Genomic DNA, 26,234 nt, shown 5'->3' on the forward strand with positions numbered 1-26,234 from the left:
TTGAGTCGATTTTCACTCGGCACAGTCGTCAGTTTTCAATCCGCGCTAACACCCCCGGAGCGCATGCACATGAACAACAGACGGCTGACAGAACTGGATTTGCTGCGCTTTCTTGCGGCGTTCGCGGTGGTGATCTTTCACTATGCGTTTCGCGGTTATGCGAGGGGTGAGATGTCGGTCATGCCCTATCCACTTTTGGCTGACGTTGCCAAATACGGTTATCTGGGCGTTGAACTGTTTTTCATGATCAGCGGATTCGTGATCCTGATGACGGCTTCGAGCAACAACCTCAAGGTGTTCTTCATTTCCCGCGTCATTCGTCTCTGCCCTGCGTTCTGGGTGTGTTGCACGATCACCTTTCTCATCACGCTGGCGATCGGGCAGCCACGTTTTTCGGCTGATTTTTATCAGTACGTGATCAACCTGACATTCCTGGGCGATTTGATCGGTGTCCCACCGATAGACGGGGTCTACTGGTCATTGTTCGTCGAGATAAAGTTCTACTTGATGATCGCGATCCTGTTGGCTTTCAAGAAGATAGAGAAAATAGAAACCTTCCTCGTACTCTGGCTGCTGATCTCGGCCGCAGCGGAAGTCTTTGCTTTCGAAAAACTGCGCTCGGTCTTGATCACCGACTACGCGGCCTATTTCATCGCTGGCGCCACGTTCTACATCATCTGGGACAAGGGTTTCACCAAATCCCGTATTTCCCTGCTGGCAGCCGCGCAGGCATTGGCCAGCTTCAACGCGATCAAGTGGGCCGAGTCGATTGAACTGAAATATTCGACCGAATACGACTCCTTGATCATCTGCGGTGTCATTGCCCTGTTTTTCATGACCTTCCTTTTTATCGCGACGCATAAGACGTCAGCCGTGGGGAAGTTCGACTGGACAGCATTGGGCGCACTGACCTACCCGCTTTACCTGCTGCATCAAATGATCGGCTTCATGATCTTCAACATCGCTTATCCGACCATCAATCCACACGTGCTGCTCTGGGGCACCATCGCTTTGATGATAGGTGCGTCCCATGTCATCCATAAAGAAATAGAAACCCCGATGGCCAGACTGATGAAAAGATCCCTTTCGTCCTCCTTCAAGCGTCTCAGAGTTGGTTAGTCGGTAACGCAACAGGCTTGGCAATATCGGCAGATGAAAAAGGCGGGAGAGGCTTCGGTGAATACCGAAACCTCTCCCGCCTTTTTTTGTTTGTGGCGCAGAGCACCCGTTACAAGGACGATGAACGCTTCAACGTCTCGCTCGGTAACTCCTTGAACAATGCTCGATAACTGCTTGAAAAACGGCCTAAATGCCAGAACGACCAATTCATCGCCACTTCCGCCACGGTGGTCTCCGCGGGCGAACGCTTGAGCAATTCGCGCCGCGCACTGTTGAGCCTGCGCAAACGCAGCCATTGGCTTGGCGACATCCCCGTATAGGCCTTGAAGGTCTGCTGCAACTGGCGCAGGGAAACCCCGGCGACCCGCGATAATTCCAGCAGATTGAGGGTTTCTTCCGGCGAATCCGCCGCCCACTCGCCCACGCGTTTGAGGGTGATTCGCTCCTCGGCGCGACGCTGCAAACCGCCGCCATCCAGACACACGCTCGCGTTGTCGAGGATGAACAGGCAATCCTCCAACAGCTGCTGAGTCAGTGCCTCTTTACTCGGCAGATCAAGGGCTTGCGACAACTTCGTGAGAGTCGAGCTTAACCAGCGACTGAACAATCCATTCTGCGCGCCATTGAGCGGCGCCATGAACATACCTTCCAGCCTGGCCACGTCCAGTCCGTTGCGCTGGACGAATTCCGGGCCGAACACCACGGCGATTTCCTGGTAGTTCTCCGGGGTGATCCAGATGTTGCGGCTCTCTTCATTGAGCAGATACAGCGCGTTGTCGCTGCGATCGAAACAGAACGCCAAAGACCCTTGCGGTGCGCTGAAATTCTGCTCGACCCGGGTGTTCATCTGTTCTTCGTAAACCTCCACTCCCTGCAAATCCAGATAGCGAATCTGCCCGGCGAAATGCCCAGGCGACATCTGCTGGTAATGCTGCACCCAACCCGGCGTGGCGCGGATTTGTTCGGTGACATCGGCGGTGTTGAACGCTTGGACCTGAAGCGGATTGCACGTCGTCATGGGGAACCTTGCGCACTCTTTTGGTGCGCTTTGGTGCTGCTGAAAGTGGATAGATGGAACGGCAAGGCCCGCCCAAGATAGTCGTCAACGCGCCACAGGGGAAGCCTGCGAAAGATGAAATCGCGTTCCCCCGCGTCAACAAAACCAACGACGAGGTCTTTATGAATGCCCCTTTCGATCAGCTGTTCACATGGCTGAAAGATCACAAGATTACCGAAGTGGAATGCGTGGTCAGCGACCTGACCGGCATCGCCCGCGGCAAGATCGCACCGACCAACAAGTTCCTGCATGAGCGAGGCATGCGCCTGCCGGAAAGTGTGCTGCTGCAAACGGTAACCGGGGATTTTGTCGACGACGACATCTACTACGACCTGCTCGACCCGGCCGACATCGACATGGTCTGCAAGCCGGTGAGCGATGCGGTGTACGTGATTCCGTGGGCCATCGAGCCGACCGCCATCGTGATCCACGACACCTTCGACAAGTTCGGCAACCCGATCGAACTCTCGCCGCGCAACGTGCTGAAGAAAGTCCTGCAGCTGTACACCGACAAAGGCTGGAAGCCGATCGTGGCCCCGGAAATGGAGTTCTACCTGACCCAGCGCTGCGAAGACCCGGACTTGCCATTGAAAGCACCGCTGGGCCGTTCCGGTCGCGCCGAAAGCGGTCGTCAGTCGTTCTCCATCGACGCCGCCAACGAATTCGATCCGCTGTTCGAAGACGTCTACGACTGGTGCGAACTGCAAGGCCTGGACCTGGACACGCTGATCCACGAAGACGGCCCGGCGCAGATGGAAATCAACTTCCGCCACGGCGATGCACTGGATCTGGCCGACCAGATCACCGTGTTCAAACGCACCCTGCGTGAAGCCGCGCTCAAGCACAACGTGACCGCGACCTTCATGGCCAAGCCGATCGGCGATGAGCCCGGCAGCGCCATGCACCTGCATCAGAGCGTGGTCGAGATCGCCAGCGGCCAGCCGATTTTCGCCAATGCCGACGGCAGCATGAGCGACCTGTTCCGCCATCATATCGGCGGTCTGCAGAAGTACATCCCGAAGGTGCTGCCGATGTTCGCGCCCAACGTGAACTCGTTCCGCCGTTTCCTGCCGGACACCTCGGCACCGGTCAACGTCGAATGGGGCGAAGAAAACCGCACCGTCGGCCTGCGTGTACCGACCTCCGGCCCTGAGGCGATGCGGGTTGAAAACCGTCTGCCGGGCGCCGACGCCAACCCGTACCTGGCCATCGCCGCGAGCCTGCTGTGCGGTTACATCGGCATGGTCGAAGGCATCGAACCGAGCGCTGCCGTCGAAGGTCGGGCCTACGAGCGCCGCAACCTGCGCCTGCCGATCACCATCGAAGAGGCCCTGACCCAGATGGAAGAGTGCGACACCGTCGCGCAGTACCTGGGCAGCAAGTTCGTGCGCGGCTACGTCGCGGTGAAACGCGCCGAGCATGAAAACTTCAAGCGCGTGATCAGTTCCTGGGAGCGGGAGTTCCTGTTGCTGAGCGTGTAACCAACACCCGCCCTTGTGGGACATGGCTTGCCAGCTCCCACAAGGGAACGTGCTCACCTGAAAAACCCAATAATTCGAAGAGGTGTCGATATGCGTCTGTTGAAATCCATGATCCCCGCCGCGCTGGCCCTGGCGTGCAGTGCCGGTGCCTTCGCCCAACCCCAGGTCAGCGTCTACAACTGGACCGATTACATTGGCGAAACCACCCTCGCCGACTTCCAGTCCAGCAGCGGGATCAAGGTGATTTATGACGTCTTCGACTCCAATGAAACCCTCGAAGGCAAACTGCTCGCCGGCCGCACCGGCTATGACGTGGTGGTGCCGTCCAACCACTTCCTCGCGCGTCAGGTAAAGGCCGGCGCGTTCCTCAAACTGGATCGCGCGCAGCTGCCGAACTGGAAAAACCTCGACCCGAAACTGCTGGCCATGCTTGAGAAGAACGATCCGGGCAACGAGCACTCGGTGCCGTACCTGTGGGGCACCAACGGCATCGGCTACAACGTCGACAAGGTCAAGCAAGTGCTGGGCATCGATCACATCGACTCCTGGGCCGTGCTGTTCGAACCGGAAAACCTGAAGAAACTCACCCAGTGTGGTGTGTCGATGATGGACTCGGCCGATGAAGTGTTCCCGGCGATCCTCAACTACATGGGCATGGATCCGCGCAGCGAGAAACCCGAGGACTACAAGAAGGCCGAAGAGAAACTGCTGAGCATCCGGCCGTACATCACCTATTTCCATTCCTCGAAATACGTGTCCGACCTGGCCAACGGCGACATCTGCGTGGCCTTCGGTTATTCCGGCGACGTGTTCCAGGCCGCCAACCGCGCCAAGGAAGCCAAGAACGGCGTGAACATCGCGTATTCGATTCCCAAGGAAGGCGCGAACCTGTGGTTCGACCTGCTGGCGATTCCCGCCGACGCCGGCAACACCAGGGAAGCTCACGCGTTCATCAATTACCTGCTCGATCCGCAAGTAATCGCCAAGGTCAGCGCCTCGGTCGGCTACGCCAACCCGAACCCGGCGGCCAAGCAATACATGGATCCGGAGCTGGTCAATAATCCCGAGGTCTATCCGTCTCAGGAAGTCCTCGACAAGCTCTACATCTCCTCTACCCCGCCCCAGTCGATCATGCGTCTGATGACCCGGTCCTGGAGCAAAGTGAAGTCGAACAAATGAATCAGTACACCCAGGAACACGCCCGCTCCTATTACGCCGCGTCGGCCCGGGCCAGCACACCCTATCCGGAACTGACGGGTGACTTGATTGCCGATGTCTGCGTGATCGGTGGCGGGTTCACCGGCGTCAATACGGCGATTGAACTGGCGCAGCGCGGGCTTTCGGTGATTCTGCTCGAAGCCCGGCGCATCGGCTGGGGCGCCAGCGGGCGCAATGGCGGGCAGTTGATTCGCGGGATCGGTCATGACGTAGAAGGCTTCGCCCGGCATGTCGGCAGCGAAGGCGTGCGCTACCTGCACCGAGCAGGGATCGACTCGGTGGAGCTGGTGCGCCAGCGCATCACCGACAACGCCATCGAGTGCGACCTGCGCTGGGGCTTCTGCGAACTGGCCAACACGCCAGCGCAGTTCGACGCCTTCAAGGCCGAGCAGGACAGCCTGGCGCAGTTGGGCTACCGCCATGAAACGCGGCTGGTTGCCCCTGAGCTGATTCGTCAGCAAGTGGTGAACGCGGGGGTCTACAAGGGCGGCCTGATCGACATGGGCTCAGGCCATCTACATCCGCTGGATCTGGTGCAGGGTGAAGCGCGGCTGGCGGCATCCCTCGGGGTGAGGATTTTCGAGCAGAGCCCGGTGCTGGAAATTCTCCACGGCCCGACCGTTCAAGTCCGCACCCAGAGCGGCAGCGTGCGCGCCGGCAGTCTGGTACTCGGCTGCAACGCGCATCTGGACGAACTCGAACAGCAACTCAGCGGCAAGGTCCTGCCCGCCGGCAGCTACATCATCGCCACTGAACCGCTGCCGGCGGAACGCGCCGCCGAGCTGATTCCGCAGAACCTGGCGCTGTGCGACCAGAAAGTCGGCCTCGATTACTACCGGCTCTCGGCGGACCGACGCTTGCTGTTCGGTGGCGCCTGCCATTATTCGGGGCGGGATCCGACGGACATCGCCGCCTACATGCGACCAAAGATGCTCAAGGTGTTCCCGCAACTGGCGGATGTGCGCATCGACTATCAGTGGGGCGGCAAGATCGGCATCACCGCCAATCGCTTCCCGCAGGTCGGCCGACTGAAGCAGCACCCGAATGTGTTCTACGCCCAGGGCTATTCCGGCCATGGCCTGAACGTCACCCACTGGTGCGCCAAGCTGCTGGGCGAAGCAATTCATGCCGGTCACAGTCAGGGCATGGATGTGTTCAGCAGCGTGCCGCACATGACCTTCCCCGGCGGCCCGGCGCTGCGTTCGCCACTGCTGGCACTGGGCATGTTCTGGTATCGCCTGAGAGAACTGCTGGGATGACGCTTCCCGGTTAAAGCGGCCTGCGCATTTGCTCTATCGCGAAGCACTTCTATATTGATGAAGTGCTTTTGCGTTCCTGACGCTCAGTGCCCAACACACCCTGGAGGTCATGGATGGAGTCGTCAGCCGCCGATCAACCGCGAGCGCCCGGCCAGGCGCCGGTCAAGACCCGGCGTTTCAGCATTTCACTGGTGTGGATCGTGCCGATCGTCGCGGTGCTGGTGGGCCTGTCGCTGGTGGTGCACAACCTGATGCAGGAAGGCCCCACCATCACCGTCACCTTCAAGACCGGCAGCGGCCTGACCGCCAACAAGACCGAAGTCAAATACCGCAACGTGGTGATCGGCCAGGTCACGGACGTCGAGCTGAGCGACGACCAGAAAAGCGTCAACGCCACGATCAAACTGGCCAAGCAGGCCGAAACCTTTACCCGCGAAGACTCGCAGTTCTGGGTCGTCCGGCCGCGCATCGGTGCGGGTGGCGTCTCGGGCATCGATACGTTGCTGTCCGGTGACTACATCGGCGCCGACATCGGTCAGTCCAATTCGCGCGCCAAGCACTTCAAAGGCCTGGAAAACCCGCCACCGATCACCTACGGCGAGCCGGGTAAACGCTTCAACCTGCACGCCTCGGACCTCGGCTCGCTGGACATCGGCTCGCCGGTCTACTACCGCAAGATCCCGGTGGGCCAGGTGGTGGCCTACGCGCTGGATGCCGATGGCAAAGGGGTCAACATCGAGGTGTTCATCCATGCGCCGAACGACGCCTACGTCACGGAAAACACCCGGTTCTGGAACGCCAGCGGCATTGACGTCAACGTCGGCGCCAACGGTTTTGCGGTGAAAACCGAATCGTTGTCGACCTTGCTGGTGGGCGGCATCGCCTTCCGCGCGCCGGAGTACAGCCCCAACGACGTTGCCGCCGCCGAAGAAAGAACTTACGACCTGTTCGACGACCAGCAAACCGCCCTCGCCCCGCCCAACGGCAAGGCGCAATACCTGACCCTGCGTTTCGATCAGGCCCTGCGCGGGTTGAAAGTCGGCGCACCGGTGGAGTTTCTCGGCATCGAAATCGGCCGGGTGGTGAGCGTCAACCTGGATTTCGACGCGAAGAAACGCAGCTTCCCGCTCAACGTCGGCATCGTGATTTACCCGCAACGCCTCGGCCAGGCTCACGTCAAGATGCTCAAGGTACTCGAGCACAATCCGGACGACGAAGCCGCCGCCGTGCGCCTGATCGGCACCTTTATCGACAACGGTCTGCGCGCCCAGGCCCGCAGCGGCAATCTGCTGACCGGCCAGTTGTACATCGCGCTGGATTTCTTCCCCAAAGCCGAAAAAGTCGCGTTCGACCCGACCGCCCGCCCGATCAGCGTTCCGACCGTCCCCGGCAGCCTCGAACAGTTGCAGGAAAAACTCGAAGCGATGATCGACAAGCTCAACAAACTGCCGGTGGAACGGATTGCCGGCAACCTCGACAGCAACCTCGTGGAATTGCGCAAAGGCCTGACCCAGTTCAATGCCAGGACCCTGCCCGGCGTGCAGAACACCCTCGCCGACCTGAGCAAGACCCTGCAGTCGGCCAGCTCGACCCTGGCCGAAGATTCGCCGCAACGCGAACAACTGACCGAGACCCTCGACGAGCTTGGGCGCATGTCGCGTTCGTTGCGTGAACTGTCCGATTACCTGGGCCGTCATCCGGAATCGTTGATTCGCGGCCGTCCCGACAACGCCCCGCCGCTGGACCTCAAAGGGCCGCCGCGCAACTGAGCACAGGAGCTGTCCCATGGCTTTAAAGCTGAAGTTCACCGTGCTCGCCATTGGCCTGCTGCTCGGCGCCTGCAAAAGCGCTCCGATCAGCTTTCATACCCTGACACCGACGCAACCGATGACCGGCCGCGCCGGCTCGGAAATCACCATCGAAGGCATCAGCGTGCCACCCCAGGTCGACCGGCCGCAAATCGTGATCCGCCAGGGCAACAGCGGCCTGGCGATCCTTGAGACCGAATGGTGGGGCGCCAGCCTCAGCGATGAGTTGCGCAGCGCGCTGGTGGATCAGCTCAGTAATGCCGGCGGCCCGCGCAAAACCTCGGTGCGCATCGATGTGCAACGCTTCGATTCGATTCCCGGGCAATACGGGCTGATCGACGTCAAATGGCGCCTGCGCCAGGCCAACGCAGGCGACGACGCCCTGCTCGCCTGCCGCTCCCTGTTGCGAACTCCTTCCGGGCCGACCATCGACGATCTGGTGATCGCCCAGCAGAACAACATCAAACGTCTGGCCGCGTTGATCAGCCAGGCGTCCGCCGGCTCACGCGGCTGCCCGCCCGCCTCCTGATCGAAACGCAATGCCTACAAGTCGAAACGATCCACCGCGCGGCGCCTTTCGTTGTCGTCGCGCACGTCGTAGTTGGCGGTTGTCTGGATATTGCTGTGGTGGGCGAGCTTCTGGGCAATCGACAGGTCATGCTCCTCGATCACTCGGGTGATGAACGAACGGCGGAAGTCATGGGGCATGATCTTCACCCCGACCTGGGTGCCGCGCTGGCGGGCGATGTAATAGATCGCGTGCTTGGTAATGCGCTCGCGGGTGATGTGGCTGCCACGGCGGATGCGGTTGAACAGAAACGCGTCGTCGCTCTCGCCTTCCTTGAGTTCCGAGCGGCGAAACTCCAGCCAGGCATTCAGCTTGGAGAACGCCCAGGCTGGCGCGTACTTGATCAGTTGTTTATTGCCCTTGGCAGTCACGCACAGACTGCGCTCGGTGAAGTCCACCTGATTCAGGTCCAGATCCACCGACTCCGACTTGCGCATGCCGGTGCCGTACAACAATGCAATCACCGCCGCATCGCGCAAACCTTGTGGCCGTGGATCAGCGGCGCAGACTTCCATCAATTCATGAATCAGCGTGCGCTTCAGATTGCGCCCCTGGGACAGTCGCGTGCCGGCAATGCCTTTGACCGAGCGCATCTTCAATAGATGGTCCTGACTGATCAGGCTCATGCGCCAGGCTTCATTCATTACACCGCGAATGGCGTTTACATACAGCGAAGAAGTGTTCGGTGCGTAGTTGTCCGCGCGCAATGCAGCGACTAGCGCAACGACGTCATCCGGTTGCAGCCCGTGCCAGGGAATGTCCTCAAGGTTCACGTCTTCGAACCCGAGGCGGTCGGCAGCGTCCTGCAACACGTAACGCATGGTCAGTTGGCTGGAGGGCGCCAGGCGCGCCAGATAAACAGTCAGCGGATTGCTGTTGGAGGGTGAGGATTCAGTACTCGACAAGTCAATCAAACGAAACGGCCTTGAATAAGAAACAGTTCAACAAAACAACTAAAAACGGCAACAAAACTTAAATAAGACGGGGCACTTCTGTAGGACTTTTCTACTAAAAACGCCGATGAACGGAAGAAGTCTGAACGGTGGCTGTATAAGTTTCAGATAGACGATTCGCCAACCGCTTTTTCATGTTCCTTTCACAAAAACGCGCATAACCTTAATTGCATCCAGTGGGCCCCGAATGGCTCACAACGTGCCGTCCGGGGACGCAAAAGTCAATCAGGCATTCCCCGGGCGGTACTTCAAACCCTTGAAAACACGTGTTTTTCAGACAATTGGCTGAAGGATGGCTGTCGCCCCGAGGTTCTTATGAGTCAAGCGTTTCTCCCGTTTTCCCGCCCCAGTATCGGCGAAGAAGAAATTGCCGCCGTCGAACAAGTATTGCGTTCGGGCTGGATCACCACCGGGCCGAAGAATCAGGCATTGGAAGAACACTTCGGCAACTATGTCGGTAGTCGCCATGCCGTGGCACTTTCCTCGGCCACCGGTGCCATGCATGTAACTTTACTGGCATTGGGAATCGGCCCCGGCGATGAAGTCATCACCCCGTCGCAGACCTGGGTGTCCACCGCCAACATGATTTCCCTGCTCGGCGCCACGCCGGTGTTCGTCGATGTCGACCGCGACACCCTGATGACCGACGCCGCGCGCATCGAAGCCGCCATCACCCCGCGCACCAAAGCGATCATTCCCGTGCATTACGCCGGCGCTGCATTCGATCTCGATCCGCTCTACGCCCTGGCCGACAAACACGGCATCGCCGTGATCGAGGACGCCGCCCACGCCGCCGGTACCCGCTACAAGGGCCGCCACGTGGGTTCACAAGGCACCGCGATCTTCTCATTCCACGCGATCAAGAACATGACCTGCGCCGAAGGCGCGATGTTCGTCACCGACGACGAAGCCCTGGCCAGCCGTGTACGCATGCTGAAATTCCACGGTCTGGGCGTCGATGCCTACGATCGTCTGACCGGTGGCCGCAAGCCTCAGGCCCAGGTCATGGAGCCAGGCTTCAAGTACAACCTGGCCGACATCAACGCCGCGATTGCCCTGGTGCAACTCGAGCGCCTGGACGCGATCAACGCCCGCCGCACCGAACTGGCCACGCAATACCTGCAAAAACTCGAAGGCCTGCCGGTGCAACCGCTGGCTGTGCCTGCCTACGCGCAAACCCACGCCTGGCACCTGTTCATCCTGCGTATCGACAGCGAGCGCTGCGGCATGGACCGCGAGGCCTTCATGAAGGGTTTGCAGGAGCAAGGCATCGGCACCGGCATCCACTTCATCGCCACCCACCTGCACACCTGGTATCGCCAGCGTGATCCGCACCTGTCCCTGCCCGACACCGAGTGGAACTCGGCGCGGCTGTGCTCGATTCCCTTGTTTCCCGACATGACCGACCAGGATCTGGACCGGGTCGTCGGGGCCATTGAAAACCTGATGGGGAAACGCCCGTGAGACCTTATCCGATTCATTGTGTGTCGATCGTCATCCCGGTCTACAACGAAGAAGACAGCCTGCCGGAACTGCTGCGCCGCACCCAGGCCGCCTGCCAGCAATTGCGCCATGACTACGAAATCGTGCTGGTCGACGACGGCAGTCGTGACGCCTCCGCGCAATTGCTCGAAGACGCCGCGTCAGTCGAAGACAGCCCGTTTGTGGCCGTCATCCTCAACCGCAACTACGGCCAGCACGCGGCGATCATGGCCGGTTTCGAGCAGTGCAAGGGCGACGTGGTGATCACTCTCGACGCCGACCTGCAGAACCCGCCGGAAGAAATCCCGCGCCTGGTGGCCGAGGCCGAAAAAGGCTTTGACGTGGTCGGCACCGTGCGCGGCAATCGCCAGGATTCGGCGCTGCGTCGCTACCCTTCGAAACTGATCAACCTCGCCGTACAACGCTCCACCGGCGTTGCCATGAGCGACTACGGCTGCATGCTGCGCGCTTACCGCCGCACCATCATCGACGCGATGCTCGCCTGCCGCGAACGCAGCACGTTCATTCCGATCCTCGCCAACAGCTTCGCCCGCCACACCACCGAAATCGTCGTGGCCCACGCCGAGCGCGAACACGGCGATTCGAAATACAGCCCGATGCGCCTGATCAACCTGATGTTCGACTTGATCACCTGCATGACCACCACGCCCCTGCGCCTGCTGAGCATTGTCGGTTTCGCCATGGCCGGGCTCGGCGTGCTGTTCGCGGCGGCGCTGATCGTCATGCGCCTGGCCTTTGGTGCCGGATGGGCCGGCGACGGCCTGTTCGTACTGTTCGCCGTGCTGTTCGTGTTCACCGGCGGTCAGTTCATCGGCATGGGCCTGCTCGGCGAATACCTGGGCCGCATGTACAGCGACGTGCGCGCTCGTCCACGTTTCTTCATTGAAAAAGTCCTGCGCGGCCATCCCGCCACGCCGGCCCCCGCCATCACCGTTGACGGCCTCACTTCCAACTCCACGTCCGATCAGGTTCTCTCATGAGCGCAAAAACCGTTGTCTTCGCTTACCACGATATTGGCTGCGCCGGCATTCAAGCCCTGCTCGACAGTGGCTATGACATTGCGGCGGTATTTACCCATGCCGATGACCCGAAGGAGAACACCTTCTACGCCTCTGTTGCACAACTGTGCGCCAACAAAGGCATCGCGGTTCACGCACCGGAAGACGCCAACCATCCGCTGTGGATCGAGCGGATCGCCAAGCTCGACCCGGATTACATCTTCTCGTTCTACTACCGCAATCTGCTGAGCGAGCCATTGCTGGCGCTGGCCAAAAAAGGCGCGTTCAACCTGCACGGCTCCCTGCTGCCGCGCTACCGTGGCCGCGCTCCGGCCAACTGGGTACTGGTCAACGGCGAAACCGAGACCGGCGTCACCCTGCACCGCATGGTCAAGCGCGCCGACGCCGGCGCCATCCTCGCCCAGCAACGCGTGGCCATCGAAAGCAGCGACACCGCGCTGAGCCTGCACGGCAAACTGCGGATCGCCGCCAGCGACCTGCTGCGCGATGCTCTGCCAGCGATGTTGCACGGCAAACTGCGGGAAACCCCGCAGGACGAATCCCAGGCCACGGTGTTCGGTCGTCGCACCCCGGCGGACGGCAAACTGGTCTGGGCGCAACCGGCCGAAAAACTGTTCAATCTCGTGCGGGCCGTGACTCAGCCCTACCCCGGCGCCTTTTGCGCCGTGGGCGAACACAAGCTGATCGTGTGGAACGCCGACGTGGTCAAGGGCAACGAAGGCCAGGCGCCGGGCCGGGTCATCAGTGTCGATCCGCTGCGCATCGCCTGCGGTGAAGACTCGCTGGTGATCAACGCCGGCCAGCGCAACGACAACGGCCTGTACCTGAGCGGCCCGCAACTGGCCAATGAACTGGGTCTGGTGGACGGCTCGCTGCTGCGCGGTGCCGAATCCGGCCGTGGCCCGCGCCGTACACGGGTGCTGATCCTTGGTGTCAACGGCTTCATCGGCAACCATTTGTCCGAGCGCCTGCTGCGCGACGAGCGCTACGAAGTCTATGGCCTGGACATCGGCTCCGACGCCATCGACCGCCTGCGCAGCCATCCGCGTTTTCACTTCGTCGAAGGCGACATCAGCATTCACTCGGAGTGGATCGAGTACCACATCAAGAAATGCGACGTGGTCCTGCCGCTGGTGGCCATCGCCACGCCGATCGAATACACGCGCAACCCGCTGCGGGTATTCGAACTCGACTTCGAAGAAAACCTGAAACTGGTGCGCTACTGCGTCAAGTACAACAAGCGCGTGATCTTCCCGTCGACCTCGGAAGTCTATGGCATGTGCCAGGACAAGCACTTCGACGAGGACAGCTCGAACCTGATCGTCGGCCCGATTAACAAGCAGCGCTGGATCTACTCGGTGTCCAAGCAACTGCTGGACCGGGTGATCTGGGCCTACGGCGCCAAGGGCCTGAACTTCACCCTGTTCCGCCCCTTCAACTGGATGGGCCCACGGCTGGATCGCCTCGATTCGGCGCGCATCGGCAGCTCCCGCGCCATCACCCAGTTGATCCTCAATCTGGTGGAAGGCACGCCGATCCGCCTGTTCGACGGCGGCGAGCAGAAACGCTGCTTCACCGACATCGCCGACGGCGTCGAGGCGCTGGCGCGGATCATCGATAACGACAACGACGTCTGCAACGGCCAGATCATCAACATCGGCAACCCGGACAACGAGGCCAGCATCCGCCAGTTGGGCGAAGAGTTGCTGCGTCAGTTCGAGGCTCATCCGCTGCGTTCCAACTTCCCGCCGTTCGCCGGTTTCCGCGACGTGGAAAGCAAGGCGTTCTACGGCGCCGGTTATCAGGATGTCGAGCACCGCAAACCAAGCATTGCCAACGCCAAGCGCCTGCTGGACTGGACGCCGACCGTGGAAATGCGCGAGACCATCGGCAACACGCTGGATTTCTTCCTGCGTGAGGCCATGGCCGAAATCGAGAGCAAGCGTTAATGCAGGCCGGCCTGCGCATCGACGTCGACACCTTTCGCGGCACCCGTGAAGGCGTGCCGCGTCTGCTGGAAATTCTCGATGAAGCGCAGATCAAGGCGACGTTTTTCTTCAGTGTCGGCCCGGACAACATGGGCCGGCATCTGTGGCGCCTGATCCGTCCGCAGTTCCTGTGGAAGATGCTGCGTTCCAACGCCGCCGGCCTGTACGGCTGGGACATCCTGCTGGCGGGCACCGCCTGGCCGGGCAAACCGATCGGTCGCGACCTCGGGCACCTGATGCGTCAGGCCCGGGCCGCCGGCCACGAAGTCGGCCTGCACGCCTGGGACCACCATGGCTGGCAGGCCAATGCCGGGCGCTGGAGCGATGCGCAACTGATCGAGCAGATCCGTCAGGGCGTCGACACTTTGGGCGACATCCTTGGCGAAAAGGTCACGTGCTCGGCCGCCGCCGGTTGGCGCGCGGACGAGCGTGTGATCGAAGCCAAGCAGGCCTTTGGCTTTCGCTACAACAGCGATTGCCGTGGGCAGCGGCTGTTCCGCCCGTTGCTGGCCGATGGTTCGGTCGGTGCGCCGCAGATTCCGGTGGACCTGCCGACCTTCGATGAAGTGGTAGGGCCGAGCGTGGCAGCGAAGGATTTCAACGCCTTCATCCTCGACCGGTTCCGCCCGGACAACCTCAACGTCTACACCATTCACGCCGAAGTAGAAGGGATTCTGATGGCCGAAGATTTTCGTCGACTGCTGGCCGACGCACGCCAGCAACACATCAACTTTCAGCCCCTGGGCGATTTGCTGCCCGAGTTTCTCAACACCCTGCCCGTCGGCCGTGTGCAACGCGGCACTCTCCAAGGCCGTGAAGGCTGGCTGGGAGTGCAAGGCGCATGAGCAAACGCTGGGCATTGCCGCTGTTGCTTGGGATTTTCCTGCTTTCCTATCTGTTGCCGTTGGGCAGCCACGGTTTGTGGATTCCCGATGAAACCCGTTATGCGCAAGTCAGCCAGGAAATGCTGCTGAGCGGCAACTGGGTATCGCCGCATTTCATGAGCCTGCGTTACTTCGAAAAACCGGCAGCCGGTTACTGGATGATCGCCCTCGGGCAGGCCGTGTTCGGCCAGAACCTGTTCGGCGTGCGGTTTGCTTCGGCCCTGAGCAACGGGTTGAGCGTGCTGCTGTGCTTCCTCATCGCCCGCCGTTTGTGGAACGAGCCGCGCAAAAGCTTCGTCTGCGCCCTGCTCTACATGAGTTTCGTCATCGTCGCCGGCCAGGCCGGTTACGCCAACCTCGATCCGCAATTCACCTTTTGGGTCAACCTGAGTCTGGTGGCGCTGTGGTTTGCCCTCGACAGCCGCGCCAACGGCCAGCGCCTGGCCGGTTGGGCGGTGCTGGGCCTGGCGTGCGGCATGGGCTTCATGACCAAAGGGTTTCTCGCCTGGCTGTTGCCGGTGCTGATCGCGTTGCCGTGGATGCTCTGGCAAAAACGCTGGAAGGAATTGCTGCTGTACGGCCCGGTGGCCATTGCGGTGGCGATCATCGTCAGCCTGCCGTGGGTGTTGGCGGTTCATGGTCAGGAACCGGATTACTGGCGGTTCTTCTTCTGGCATGAGCACATTCGTCGGTTTGCCGGTGACGACGCCCAGCATGACGCGCCGTGGTGGTTCTATCTGCCGCTGCTGGTGGCGTTCAGTCTGCCGTGGGTGGGGATGCTGCCGGTGGCGCTGAAGCAGGCGTGGCAGACCCGCCGCGACACCGGCATCGCGTTTCTCGGCCTGTGGCTGCTGATGCCGCTGCTGTTCTTCAGCCTGAGCAACGGCAAGCTGCCGACCTACATCCTGCCGTGCCTGCTGCCGCTGGCCTTGCTGCTGGGCCACGCGCTGGCCGATCGCTTGCGTCTGGAGCACGGCCGAGCGCTGGGCCTCAATGGTCTACTGAATCTGTTGCTGGGCATCGTCACGCTGATCGGGCTGGTTTACGTGCAGCTCAAGCGTCCGTTGTACGACCACGAATTGCACAGTCTGGTGTTGGTGTTCATCGCCCTGACCGGCTGGATCATCAGCAACCTGCTGCAAGCGTTCCGCCCATTGCAATGCTGGGCGGCGCCGGCGGTGGGCAGTCTGCTGCTGATCGCGCTGCTGCCGGCGGCGCTGCCCAAATCGGTGGTGGCGAACAAGATGCCCGACCAGTTCGTCCTCGCCCACCAGACGGAACTGGCGGCCACCACGCACTTGTTGAGCAACGACCTGGGCGCCGCGTCGGCCCTGTCCTGGCGGGTCAAACGCCCGCAGGTGGCGCTGTACAACACGATAGGCGAATTGAAATATGGCCTTGCCTATCCTGACGGCATTCACCAACGGGTCGACCCCGATCAGGTGCAACAGTGGATGCGCGAAGCCCGCAGGACCGGTTCGGTCGGCGTGGTGATGCGGGTCAAGGGGCAAGACGAACTGGACGAACTCGACAGACTGCCCAAGGACGGCGTTCGTTATGAGCAAGGCAACCTCGTGATCATGATTCTTCCGCAGGAGGCGTCATGAGCCTGTGGCTGCTGCTGCTCGCCTGCCTGCTGACCTGCCTGGGCCAGGTCGCGCAGAAATACGCCGTCGAGAGCTGGCGCGGCGCGAGCCTGTCGTGGTCGCGCAAAGTGCGCTCGCCGTGGCTGTGGCTGGCGCTGTTTGCCCTCGGTGCCGGTCTGCTGGTGTGGCTGCTGGTGTTGCAGCGCCTGCCCGTTGGCATCGCCTACCCGATGCTCAGCCTCAATTTCGTGATCATCACCCTGATCGCCCGCTTCGCATTCAAGGAGCCCGTCGACGTTCAGCACTGGTTCGGCGTGTTGCTGGTGATTGGTGGCGTGGCGCTGTTGGGGCAACAGTCATGAACTCACGTCGTGGAATCGTCTTCGCCCTTGCCAGTGTGCTGCTGGTCAGCGTGGCGCAATTGAGCATGCGCTGGAGCATGACGCGCCTGCCCCGACCGGATCAGTGGCTGTCCGTGCCCAGCGTCGATTCAACCGCGCTGGCCGTGGTGCTCGCGGCGATCTTCGCCTATGCGCTGTCGATGCTCTGCTGGCTCGCCGCCCTGCGCGATCTGCCGCTGGGCCGGGCCTATTCGCTGCTGAGCATCAGCTATGCGCTGGTGTACCTGCTGGCGGCCAGCCTGCCGCTGTTCAACGAATCCTTCAGTTTCTCTAAATCACTGGGTGTGGCGCTGGTCATGCTCGGGGTCATCACCATCAACACTCGTCCGGCCCGTGCGCCCGAATTGAGGAGTTCGCCATGAAAATCACAGTGTTTGGTAGCGGTTATGTCGGTCTGGTGCAGGCCGCCGTGCTGGCCGAAGTCGGCCATGACGTGGTGTGCATGGACATCGATGAGAAAAAAGTCGAGCTGCTGCGCCAGGGCCACGTCAGCATCTTCGAGCCGGGGCTGGCCAGTCTGGTCCGCGAAGGCCTGGATGCCGGACGCCTGCAATTCACCTGCGATGAAAAACTCGCGGTGCAGCACGGCAAGGTCGCATTCATTGCCGTCGGCACCCCGTCGAAAGAAGACGGCTCGGCCGACCTGCGTTACGTGCTGTCAGTGGGTGACGCCGTGGCCCGGCACCGTGAACAGCCGCTGATTCTGGTGGAAAAATCCACCGTACCCGTCGGCACCGGCGACACCCTGCGCACGCACCTGGACAAAGCCCTGGTCAAGGCTGGACGCCTGCTGCAGTTCGATATCGTCTCCAACCCGGAATTTCTCAAGGAAGGCTCAGCCGTCGCCGATTGCCGCCGTCCAGACCGGATCGTCATCGGCTGCGAACGCGAAGAAGTACGCGACGTAATGCGCGACCTGTACTCGCCGTTCAACCGCAACCACGACCGCATCATGTTCATGGACCTGCGCAGCGCCGAGCTGACCAAGTACGCTGCCAACTGCATGCTGGCGACCAAGATCAGCTTCATCAACCAGATCGCGGAACTGGCCGAACACCTGGGCGCGGATATCGAGTCGGTGCGCCAGGGCATCGGCGCCGACAGCCGTATCGGCTATCACTTCATCTACCCCGGTTGCGGCTACGGCGGTTCGTGCTTTCCCAAGGACATGCGCGCGCTGATTCACAGCGCCGAAGAGGCGCACTGCTCCAGCGACCTGCTGCAAGCGGTGGAAGCAATCAACCAGCGGCAGAAACACAAATTGTTCGAGCGCATCAACGCGTTCTACAAGGGCGAGTTGCGCGGCAAGACCTTCGCCGTCTGGGGCCTGGCCTTCAAACCGAACACCGACGACATGCGCGACGCGCCGAGCCGGGTCCTGCTCGAATCGCTGTGGGCCGCCGGCGCCAATGTGCGCGCGTTCGATCCGGAAGCGATGCAGGAAACCCAGCATCTGTACCCGGACGAATCGAAACTGATGCTGATGGGTACGCCGGAATCGGTACTCGCCGGTTCCGATGCGCTGATCATCTGCACCGAATGGCAGCAGTTCAAGGCGCCGGATTTCGACCTGATCCAACAACGTCTCAAGGCCCCGGTGATCTTCGACGGACGCAACCTGTACGACGCCGAACGCCTGGCCCGCAACGGCTTCCATTACTTCCCGATGGGCCGTGGCGAATCGCGTACCTTGCCGATTCCGTTGCAGCAATGGCCGCACGCTTCGGACGTGGCTTGATCGCGCTGTCTCCCGCCCGGCGCCGGCAGTCCCTGATCGCAGGGCTGCTGGCGTTTCTGCTGTTCATCGCCGGCGTGTACGGGCAGGCGCCCATCGGTTTTGACTCGCGCTTCGTGTTGTTCGCACAGGAAATGCTCCGGCACGGGCCCAGTGTATTTCCCACCACTTACGATGAGCCGTACGCCGATTATTCGGCGCTCTCGACCTTGTTCATCTGGCTGTTGTCGTTGCCGTTCGGCACGGTCAACAGCCTGACGGCGTGGCTGCCGAGCGCTTTCGCCGGCGCGGTGATCGTGACGTTGATGTATCGCTTGCTCGCGCCCTCATCCGTGCGTTGGGCGGTGGTGAGCATCGCATTGCTGATGCTCACCAGCACCTTCATCACCGAGACTCGGGCGGTGTCGCAGGACCTGATGCTCGCCACCGTGGCGTTTTCGGTGTTCTACCTCGGCTATGCCCACGACCATTTCGCTGCCGGTCGACGCTGGCCGCTGGTGTTCGTTCTGTTGCTGCTGGGGTTCGGCATTCGGGGGCCGATCGGGCTGGTGGTTCCGACCGGCATGCTGTGCAGTTACTACCTGCTGGATCGCCAATGGTCACGCTTGTTGACCTTCGGTGTGCTGGCTTCGCTGTTGCTGGCGGCCTGCGTCGGGCTGCTGTTGTGGCTGGCGGAGGTCAGCGGCGGGCCGGCGTTTCGTCAGGACGTGATCCGCATGCAGTTCATGGGGCGCATGGACGGCAGCGAAGGCGTCAGTGGTTCGCTGTATTACTTCACCAGTTCATTGGGCAACTACGCGCTGGCGTATCCGCTGGCCTTGCTCGCGCTGGCGGCGGCATGGCTGAGCAAGCCCCGGCAACGCGGCCCGGCCCTGCGCCTGGTGCAGTATTGCGCCGCTGCGGGGTTGATCGTGATGCTCGGGCTGTCGATTCCCCAGGCGAAAAAGGCCCGATATCTGCTGCCGATGCTGCCCATGGCGGCGATCATTGCGGCGTATCCGTTTCAGGTACTGCATGGCCGGGTGTTTGCCTGGCTGCGCGTCGGCATGCAGGGATTGTGGTTGTTGATTCCCGCACTGTTGATCGTCTTGTTGTGGGTGGCGAAGCGACGGTTTCCCGAATCGTTGACCAACCTGACGCCGGTAATGATCGTGCTCGGATTGCTGCAACTGGCCGCGTTGTCGCGGTTGTGGCTGCCGCGCTGGCGAACCGAAATCCTCGCATTCAGCGCTGTTTTGGCGGTCTGGTCGGCCTACGTTCTGGTGTTCGAGCCGGTGGAACGGCTGCTCTACGACACGCGAAGCTTCAGCCAGTCGGCGCTTGCGCGAATCCACGCGCAACCCGCGCCGCTGGTGTTGCACGGCATGGGCAAGGACGCCAAGGCCATCAAGTTCATGGTCAACGTCGATCAGGATCTGCAACCGCAGTTCAGCGAAACCACGCAAGCGCTCGAAGCACTCAAGGGGCCGGCATGGTTGATGATGGATCGCAGCGACTATCGAGCGCTGCAAGGCACGCCGCTCGGGGCGTTGCAGCCTGCGTTGAGCGGCCGTTTCGATAAGAACGATTATGTGTTGCTGTGGCTGGCGCCTTAACCTGCGCGACGTGATTTCCACAGGGACCGCTGACTGATGACCTTTACCGTGCGACAGGCCCTTGCAGCTGATGCCATCGCCCTCCCCGCCATCGAGCGTTCGGCCGCCGCGCTGTTTCGCCTCGACCCTTCACTGGCCTGGCTGGCGGATGCCGCTGTGCCGCAGGCTTCGGCGCATTTGCCGGCCATTGAACGGGGTGAACTGTGGGTGGCGCAAAACAACGACGGGCAACTTGCAGGTTTTTTAAGGGCGGTGACGGTCGACCAACAGTTGCACATTGAGGAACTGTCCGTCAGCCAACACTTTCAGGGCCGGGGTGTCGGTCGCAAGTTGCTGTTGGCGGCGATTGAACAGGCACGCCTGTGGCAACTTCGGGCGGTGACGCTGACGACGTTTCGCGACCTGCCGTGGAATGCGCCGTTCTATCAACGCATGGGTTTTGCGCTATTGAACGCCGAGGAAAAGGACGCGCGTCTGACGCATGTATTGCGCGATGAAATCGCTCATGGATTGCCCGGCGAGCGACGTTGCGCCATGCGCCTGATGCTCACGCCGTCGCCTTGAGATCAACCCCCAGCGCCTGGGCGAACGCCTTGACCAACGGACTGCGCACGGTGTTGTGGCGCAGGATCAAATTGAACGGCGTGACGAAGTGGATCAGTTCCGGGCACACCGCGCGAAACTGCCCGGCGGCCACCAGCGTGGCGGCGTAGTGTTGCGGTAGAAAGCCCACGAAACGCCCGGTCTTGATCAACAATGCCACCGCTTCGACCTGGGTCGCCGAGGCGGAAAAACTGTCGTAGCGGGCGAAGTTGAGCTTGTCGCGATGGATCGCGTAGCGGTGGTTGATGCACTCGTAATCCTGCAGCACGTTGCCGCCCATCTGCTCCGTCGGCATCTCGAACAACGGATGGCCGACGGCGCAGTAAGCCTGCGAGCGTTCTTCATAGAGCGGGTAATAATCGAACTCTTCGCGCTTTTGATAAACCGGGACTATTCCGGCAACTAAGCGACCTTCCACCACGCCTCTTTCCACTTCATCCAACTGGGTCGCCTGAAGTTGAAACCTTACTTTCGGTGAATGCTCATTTATCTTTCTAAGCGCGGCAACTAACGGTGAATTATCGTCGCTAATTGTATTGTCGACCACTCCCACTCCAAGGTCGCCGATAAGTTCGTTCTGCGCGGAACTAAGCCGGTCACGAAAGTTGTCGACCGAAGCAAACAGATCAATCGACGCCTGATACACCAGACGCCCTTCTTCGGTCAGGTGAAACCCCTCGCGGCCACGGGTGCACAGGCGCATGCCGATGCGGATTTCCAGGTCGGAGATCTGTTTGCTGATCGCGGCCAGGCCCACGTTCAGCTCGTTTTGCGCCGCGCTGAAGCCGCCGGCCTCGACCACCGCCTTGAACACCTTGAGCAGTTTGAAATCCAGTCCGCTGAGGGCCAAAGGTGCCCGGTGAGCGGTTTTGACCGGTGGGTTTCCGGAATTGGAAAGTGGGGTTTCCATAATGCTGATTTACCTCTGGCGCAATGTTCAACAATCTGTGTCCAACAACAAAAACATCGCCGGCTAATAATAATGATCACAGAAAACCAGCCTTGGCAACCGCCAGAAAATCCCGAACATCAGTGCCAACTCACTGATCGCCAAACATTAAAAGCTGACACTTCGATCAGCTCTTGTCTCTTGCAACTGCCCTCTTGAAAACTGCTTTGGCCTGATTCTGTCTGCCGCTTCTGTCCACTAATTGGCCGGCACGATTTTTCAGGGCCCAGCACACCGATTTCAGTTCGCGTTACCGACGAGGAAAACAACAAATGTCTCAAACCACCGACCGTCTCTGGGGTGCCCGTTTCAAAAGCGGCCCGTCCGCAGCCCTGGCGGCCCTGTCCCGTTGCCCCGAGCGCTATTTCCGCCTGACGCCGTACGATCTGGCCGGCTCCAAGGCCCACGCCGGGGAACTGCAACGTGCCGGCCTGCTCGACGAGCAGGAAACCCGCACGATGATCGAAGCCCTGGACGGCATCGGTGCCGATTTTGCTGCCGGGCGCATCGCCCCGACCCTGGACGACGAAGACGTTCACACCTTTATCGAGCGCCTGCTGACCGAACGCCTCGGCGCACTGGGCGGCAAGCTGCGCGCCGGCCGTTCGCGCAACGACCAGACCGCCAACGACCTGCGCCTGTTCCTGCGTGATCACGTCCGCACCCTGGCCGTGGAAGTGCTGGCCCTGCAAACGGCGCTGGTGGATCAGGCCGAGCAGCACATCGAAAGCATCTGCCCGGGTTTCACTCACTTGCAGCAGGCGCAACCGATCGTGTTCGCCCATCACCTGCTGGCCCACGCGCAATCGATGCTGCGCGATGTGCAACGGCTGGTGGACTGGGACGCCCGCACTTCGCTGTCGCCCCTCGGTGCTGCGGCCATGGCCGGTTCCGCGATCGCTCGCCAGCCGCAGCAGTCGGCCAGGGAAATGGGCTACGCCGGGGTCTGCGAAAACTCCATCGACGCCGTGGCCAGCCGCGATCACGTCGCCGAATTCCTGTTCATCGCCAGCATGCTCGGGATCAACATCTCGCGTCTGGCCGAAGAGTTCTGCCTGTGGTCGTCGCGCCAGTTCCGTTGGGTCGATCTGGACGACGCCTATGCCACCGGCAGCTCGATCATGCCGCAGAAGAAAAATCCCGACATCGCCGAACTGGCGCGGGGCAAGGCTGGCCGTCTGATCGGCAACCTGACCGGCCTGCTGTCGACGCTCAAATCCCTGCCGCTGTCGTACAACCGCGACCTGAGCGAAGACAAGAACGGCGTGCTCGACAGCGTCGACACCCTGCTGCTGGTGCTGCCGGCCATGGCCGGGATGGTCGCGACCATGACCGTCAACGTCGAGGAACTGCGGCGTCAGGCACCGCTGGGTTTCACCCTCGCCACCGAAGTCGCCGACTGGCTGGCGGTGCGCGGCGTGCCGTTCAAGGAAGCCCACGAAATCACCGGCGCGCTGGTGCAGGCCTGCGAGAAACACGGCATCGAACTGTGGGAAGCCTCGCCGGCGCTGCTGGCCGAGATCGACCCGCGCCTCACGGCAGACGTGCGTGACAGCCTGACCCTGGAGGCCGCCATCGCTGCCCGCAGCGGCTGGGGCGGCACCGCACCGCAACAGGTGCGCGAGCAGATCGGCCGCCTGAAAACCGCCCTCGCCGCGCAACAACAGTGGACCGAAAACTACCAGGGCTTCCGCCTCTAACGGCCAATACGCAAACCCTGTAGGAGCGAGCCTGCTCGCGATGGCGATGGATCAGCCAGCAGAGATGTCGAGAGTGCTACAGCAATCGCGAGCAGGCTCGCTCCCACAGTGGAATGCGGTGGATTTGAAAGTACAGTTCGGAGAAACACCATGAGCCAGACTCAGGCAGAACGACTCCAGGCGGAGCGCAAACTGGCGGAAAACCAGTTCGACATTACCCAGTACCAGCACGTGCCACGGCGTTATTACGGGCGGATCTTCTTCGCCACCGTGATCGTCATCGCGATCATCGGCCTGGTGCGCGCCTTCGCCGAAGGCAAGATCGAATGGTCGTACATCGGCCAGTTCCTCACCTCCGAAGCGATCATGTGGGGCCTGTTCAACACGATCATCATGGCCGTGCTGGCCATGGCGCTGGGCATCGTGTTCGGCGTGATCACCGCGATCATGCGCATGTCGGCCAACCCGATCCTGCGCTACGTGGCCGTGACCTACACCTGGCTGTTTCGCGGTACGCCGCTGATCCTGCAACTGCTGTTGTGGTTCAACCTGGCGCTGATCTTCCCCACCATCGGCATTCCCGGACTGTTCGAACTCGACACCGTGAGCCTGATGACCCCGTTCGTGGCCGCCCTGCTCGGCTTGAGCATCAACCAGGGCGCCTACACCGCTGAAGTGGTGCGTGCCGGCCTGCTGTCGGTGGACACCGGTCAGTACGAAGCAGCCAAATCGATCGGCATGCCGCGCCTGCAAGCGCTGCGCCGGATCATCCTGCCGCAGGCCATGCGGATCATCATTCCGCCGGTCGGCAACGAGTTCATCGGCATGGTGAAAATGACCTCGCTGGCGAGCGTCATCCAGTACTCGGAACTGCTCTACAACGCCCAGAACATTTACTACGCCAACGCCCGGGTCATGGAGCTGCTGATCGTCGCCGGTATCTGGTACCTGGCCACCGTCACCGTCCTGTCCTTTGGTCAAAGCCGTCTGGAGCGTCGTTTCGCTCGCGGCGCCGGCAAGCGTTCCTGAGGAGTCGAACATGAGAAACATCGTCAAGGCCGTGAGCCTGAACAAATATTACGACCAGTACCACGCGCTCAAGGACATCAACATCGAAGTCGAGCAAGGCGAAGTGCTGTGCATCATCGGCCCGTCCGGCTCGGGCAAGAGCACCCTGCTGCGCTGCGTCAACCAGTTGGAAAAGATCGACAAGGGCGGCCTGTGGGTCGACGGCGAACTGGTCGGCTACCGCGTGGTCGGGCACAAGCTGCACGAACTCAACGAGTCGCAGATCGCCCGTCAGCGCCTGGCCACCGGCATGGTGTTCCAGCGCTTCAACCTGTTCCCGCACATGACCGTGCTGCAAAACATCATCGAAGGCCCGTGTCAGGTGCTCAAGCGTTCGCCCAAGGAGGCGCACGAAGAAGCCCTGGAACTGCTGGCCCGGGTCGGCCTGGCCGACAAACGCAACAGCTACCCGATCGAACTGTCGGGCGGTCAGCAGCAACGGGTGGCGATTGCCCGCGCGCTGGCCATGCGACCCAAGCTGATGCTGTTCGATGAACCCACTTCGGCACTCGACCCGGAACTGGTCGGTGAGGTGCTGTCGGTGATGCGCGATCTGGCGCAGACCGGCATGACCATGATCGTCGTCACCCATGAACTGGGCTTCGCCCGGGAGGTTTCCAACCGCATGGTGTTCATGGACGGCGGGCAGATCGTGGAGGCTGGAAGCCCCGAAGAAATACTAATAAGTCCGCAAAACCCGCGCACCCAAAGCTTCATTTCTGCCGTTCGAACCTGAGGCCCCTTTGGCCTTCACAACATTCATAAGAGAACGTCCATGAAGAACTTCGTCATTCCAGCAGTACTCACCTCCCTCATGTCTTGCGGTATCGCCGTGGCCGCCGAGTTGCCGGCCAGCATCAAGGAAAAAGGCGAGATCGTCGTCGCGATCATGCCCAACTATCCGCCGATGGATTTCAAGGACCCGGCCACCAACAAGCTCACTGGCCTTGACTACGATCTGGGCAACGCCCTGGCCGAGCGTCTCGGGGTGAAGATCAAATGGCAGGAAACCGGCTTCGAGCAAATGATCAACGCCCTGACCACCGACCGCGTGGACATGGTCCTGTCGGGCATGACCGACACCGCCGAGCGCCAGGCCAGCGTGACCTTCGTCGACTACTTCACCAGCGGCCCGCAGTTCTACACCTTGCAGAAGAACACCGCGACCAACGAGATCATCGACCTGTGCGGCAAGAAAGTCGGCACCAGCCGCCGCACCACGTTCCCGGCGGAAATCGCCGAGTGGAGCAAGGCCAACTGTGAAGCCGACGGGAAACCTGCGATCAACGTGATCGGTACCGAAGGCTCGGCCGACGCCCGCGCCCAACTGCGCCAGAGCCGTATCGACGCGGCGATGCAGGGCAGCGAAACCCTGTCGTACCTCAAGACCCAGGAAAAGGACATGTACAAGACGGTCGGCCAGCCGATCTCCGTGCAGTTCACCGGGCTGGGCGTGAGCAAGAAAAAGCCTGAGCTGAGTGAGGCGGTGAAAGTGGCGTTGCAGAGCATGGTGGATGACGGCAGTTATGGCGCGATCCTGAAGAAGTGGGATCTGGAGTTGGGTGCCATTAAGACGGTGACCGTCAACGCCGGCAAGTAACGCTGCAGGCACCGCGACCCTATGTGGGAGCGAGCCTGCTCGCGATGAGGCCGGCACATTCAACATTGATGCTGCCAGTCATACCCTCATCGCGAGCAGGCTCGCTCCCACAGGTCAGGTGCCCATCTTCAGACAGTTGG

General features: G+C 61.2%; 23 protein-coding genes. 20 read left to right on the forward strand and 3 right to left on the reverse strand.

What is annotated here, in order from left to right; translation table 11 throughout:
• Positions 1–69: 69 nt before the first annotated feature.
• The gene (locus CAF76_RS02025) at positions 70–1,119 is read left to right on the forward strand and encodes an acyltransferase (RefSeq protein WP_085646633.1); all 1,050 of its coding nucleotides are present in this window, start codon (positions 70–72) and stop codon (positions 1,117–1,119) included.
• 109 nt (positions 1,120–1,228) lie between these two features.
• Here the strand turns inward: CAF76_RS02025 and CAF76_RS02030 are convergent, their stop codons facing one another.
• Positions 1,229–2,137, reverse strand: coding sequence for a helix-turn-helix domain-containing protein (locus CAF76_RS02030; RefSeq protein ID WP_085646634.1), 909 nt, complete (start codon positions 2,135–2,137; stop codon positions 1,229–1,231).
• 161 nt (positions 2,138–2,298) lie between these two features.
• Here CAF76_RS02030 and CAF76_RS02035 point away from each other — a divergent pair, with 161 nt between their 5' ends.
• The 5 genes from CAF76_RS02035 (at position 2,299) to CAF76_RS02055 (ending at position 8,471) form a co-directional block, all read left to right on the forward strand.
• A complete protein-coding gene (locus tag CAF76_RS02035; RefSeq protein WP_007951306.1) occupies positions 2,299–3,657 on the forward strand; it encodes a glutamine synthetase family protein in 1,359 nt (452 codons plus the stop codon).
• 90 nt (positions 3,658–3,747) lie between these two features.
• Positions 3,748–4,836 (forward strand): polyamine ABC transporter substrate-binding protein, encoded by a 1,089-nt coding sequence (locus CAF76_RS02040; protein WP_085646635.1) that lies wholly within the window; start codon positions 3,748–3,750, stop codon positions 4,834–4,836.
• Complete coding sequence (locus CAF76_RS02045; protein ID WP_085646636.1) at positions 4,833–6,134, forward strand: FAD-binding oxidoreductase; 1,302 nt, start codon at positions 4,833–4,835, stop codon at positions 6,132–6,134. The genes CAF76_RS02040 and CAF76_RS02045 overlap by 4 nt, the downstream gene beginning before the upstream one ends.
• A gap of 113 nt (positions 6,135–6,247) precedes the next feature.
• Positions 6,248–7,903 carry an intermembrane transport protein PqiB gene (locus CAF76_RS02050; RefSeq protein ID WP_085646637.1) on the forward strand — a complete coding sequence of 552 codons (1,656 nt, stop codon included), beginning with the start codon at positions 6,248–6,250 and terminating at the stop codon, positions 7,901–7,903.
• 16 nt (positions 7,904–7,919) lie between these two features.
• Positions 7,920–8,471: a membrane integrity-associated transporter subunit PqiC gene (locus CAF76_RS02055; RefSeq protein ID WP_085646638.1), complete on the forward strand. Its 552-nt coding sequence runs from the start codon at positions 7,920–7,922 to the stop codon at positions 8,469–8,471.
• A gap of 14 nt (positions 8,472–8,485) precedes the next feature.
• Here CAF76_RS02055 and xerC read toward each other — a convergent pair whose 3' ends face one another.
• Positions 8,486–9,331: a tyrosine recombinase XerC gene (xerC, locus tag CAF76_RS02060; RefSeq protein ID WP_256579588.1), complete on the reverse strand. Its 846-nt coding sequence runs from the start codon at positions 9,329–9,331 to the stop codon at positions 8,486–8,488.
• A 447-nt stretch (positions 9,332–9,778) separates the two neighbouring features.
• Here xerC and arnB point away from each other — a divergent pair, with 447 nt between their 5' ends.
• From arnB to CAF76_RS02110, 10 genes are read left to right on the forward strand one after another with little or no spacing between them, the layout of a single operon-like run.
• Positions 9,779–10,927: a UDP-4-amino-4-deoxy-L-arabinose aminotransferase gene (arnB, locus tag CAF76_RS02065; protein WP_085646640.1), complete on the forward strand. Its 1,149-nt coding sequence runs from the start codon at positions 9,779–9,781 to the stop codon at positions 10,925–10,927.
• Positions 10,924–11,946, forward strand: coding sequence for an undecaprenyl-phosphate 4-deoxy-4-formamido-L-arabinose transferase (gene arnC, locus CAF76_RS02070; protein WP_085646641.1), 1,023 nt, complete (start codon positions 10,924–10,926; stop codon positions 11,944–11,946). Before arnB ends, arnC begins: the two co-directional genes overlap by 4 nt.
• A complete protein-coding gene (gene arnA / locus CAF76_RS02075; protein WP_085646642.1) occupies positions 11,943–13,934 on the forward strand; it encodes a bifunctional UDP-4-amino-4-deoxy-L-arabinose formyltransferase/UDP-glucuronic acid oxidase ArnA in 1,992 nt (663 codons plus the stop codon). Before arnC ends, arnA begins: the two co-directional genes overlap by 4 nt.
• Complete coding sequence (gene arnD / locus CAF76_RS02080; protein ID WP_085646643.1) at positions 13,934–14,818, forward strand: 4-deoxy-4-formamido-L-arabinose-phosphoundecaprenol deformylase; 885 nt, start codon at positions 13,934–13,936, stop codon at positions 14,816–14,818. Before arnA ends, arnD begins: the two co-directional genes overlap by 1 nt.
• A complete protein-coding gene (gene arnT, locus CAF76_RS02085; protein ID WP_085646644.1) occupies positions 14,815–16,464 on the forward strand; it encodes a lipid IV(A) 4-amino-4-deoxy-L-arabinosyltransferase in 1,650 nt (549 codons plus the stop codon). The genes arnD and arnT overlap by 4 nt, the downstream gene beginning before the upstream one ends.
• Positions 16,461–16,805, forward strand: coding sequence for a 4-amino-4-deoxy-L-arabinose-phosphoundecaprenol flippase subunit ArnE (arnE, locus tag CAF76_RS02090; RefSeq protein ID WP_064596800.1), 345 nt, complete (start codon positions 16,461–16,463; stop codon positions 16,803–16,805). Before arnT ends, arnE begins: the two co-directional genes overlap by 4 nt.
• Positions 16,802–17,206, forward strand: a complete 405-nt coding sequence (arnF, locus tag CAF76_RS02095) for a 4-amino-4-deoxy-L-arabinose-phosphoundecaprenol flippase subunit ArnF (RefSeq protein WP_064596801.1) — start codon at positions 16,802–16,804, stop codon at positions 17,204–17,206. Before arnE ends, arnF begins: the two co-directional genes overlap by 4 nt.
• On the forward strand, positions 17,203–18,582 hold the full coding sequence (locus tag CAF76_RS02100; RefSeq protein ID WP_085610361.1) for a UDP-glucose/GDP-mannose dehydrogenase family protein: 1,380 nt from the start codon (positions 17,203–17,205) through the stop codon (positions 18,580–18,582). Before arnF ends, CAF76_RS02100 begins: the two co-directional genes overlap by 4 nt.
• Positions 18,555–20,174, forward strand: coding sequence for a glycosyltransferase family 39 protein (locus CAF76_RS02105; protein ID WP_178076147.1), 1,620 nt, complete (start codon positions 18,555–18,557; stop codon positions 20,172–20,174). The genes CAF76_RS02100 and CAF76_RS02105 overlap by 28 nt, the downstream gene beginning before the upstream one ends.
• A 36-nt stretch (positions 20,175–20,210) precedes the next feature.
• Positions 20,211–20,738, forward strand: a complete 528-nt coding sequence (locus CAF76_RS02110; protein ID WP_085646645.1) for a GNAT family N-acetyltransferase — start codon at positions 20,211–20,213, stop codon at positions 20,736–20,738.
• Here the strand turns inward: CAF76_RS02110 and CAF76_RS02115 are convergent.
• Entirely contained in the window at positions 20,722–21,687 is a 966-nt protein-coding gene (locus CAF76_RS02115) for a LysR family transcriptional regulator (protein WP_085646646.1), read from the reverse strand. The genes CAF76_RS02110 and CAF76_RS02115 overlap by 17 nt on opposite strands.
• A gap of 311 nt (positions 21,688–21,998) precedes the next feature.
• Here CAF76_RS02115 and argH point away from each other — a divergent pair, with 311 nt between their 5' ends.
• From argH to CAF76_RS02135, 4 genes are all read left to right on the forward strand, one after another.
• Complete coding sequence (argH, locus tag CAF76_RS02120; protein WP_085646647.1) at positions 21,999–23,426, forward strand: argininosuccinate lyase; 1,428 nt, start codon at positions 21,999–22,001, stop codon at positions 23,424–23,426.
• Between the two features lie 150 nt (positions 23,427–23,576).
• Positions 23,577–24,455, forward strand: a complete 879-nt coding sequence (locus tag CAF76_RS02125) for an amino acid ABC transporter permease (protein WP_011334265.1) — start codon at positions 23,577–23,579, stop codon at positions 24,453–24,455.
• A 10-nt stretch (positions 24,456–24,465) separates the two neighbouring features.
• Positions 24,466–25,230, forward strand: coding sequence for an amino acid ABC transporter ATP-binding protein (locus tag CAF76_RS02130; RefSeq protein WP_039768627.1), 765 nt, complete (start codon positions 24,466–24,468; stop codon positions 25,228–25,230).
• Positions 25,231–25,269: 39 nt separating this feature from the next.
• Positions 25,270–26,094 carry an ABC transporter substrate-binding protein gene (locus CAF76_RS02135; RefSeq protein ID WP_085646648.1) on the forward strand — a complete coding sequence of 275 codons (825 nt, stop codon included), beginning with the start codon at positions 25,270–25,272 and terminating at the stop codon, positions 26,092–26,094.
• Positions 26,095–26,234 lie beyond the last annotated feature (140 nt).

This window comes from Pseudomonas sp. B40(2017) (genome assembly GCF_002112855.1).
GTDB classification, from domain to species: domain Bacteria; phylum Pseudomonadota; class Gammaproteobacteria; order Pseudomonadales; family Pseudomonadaceae; genus Aquipseudomonas; species Aquipseudomonas pharyngis.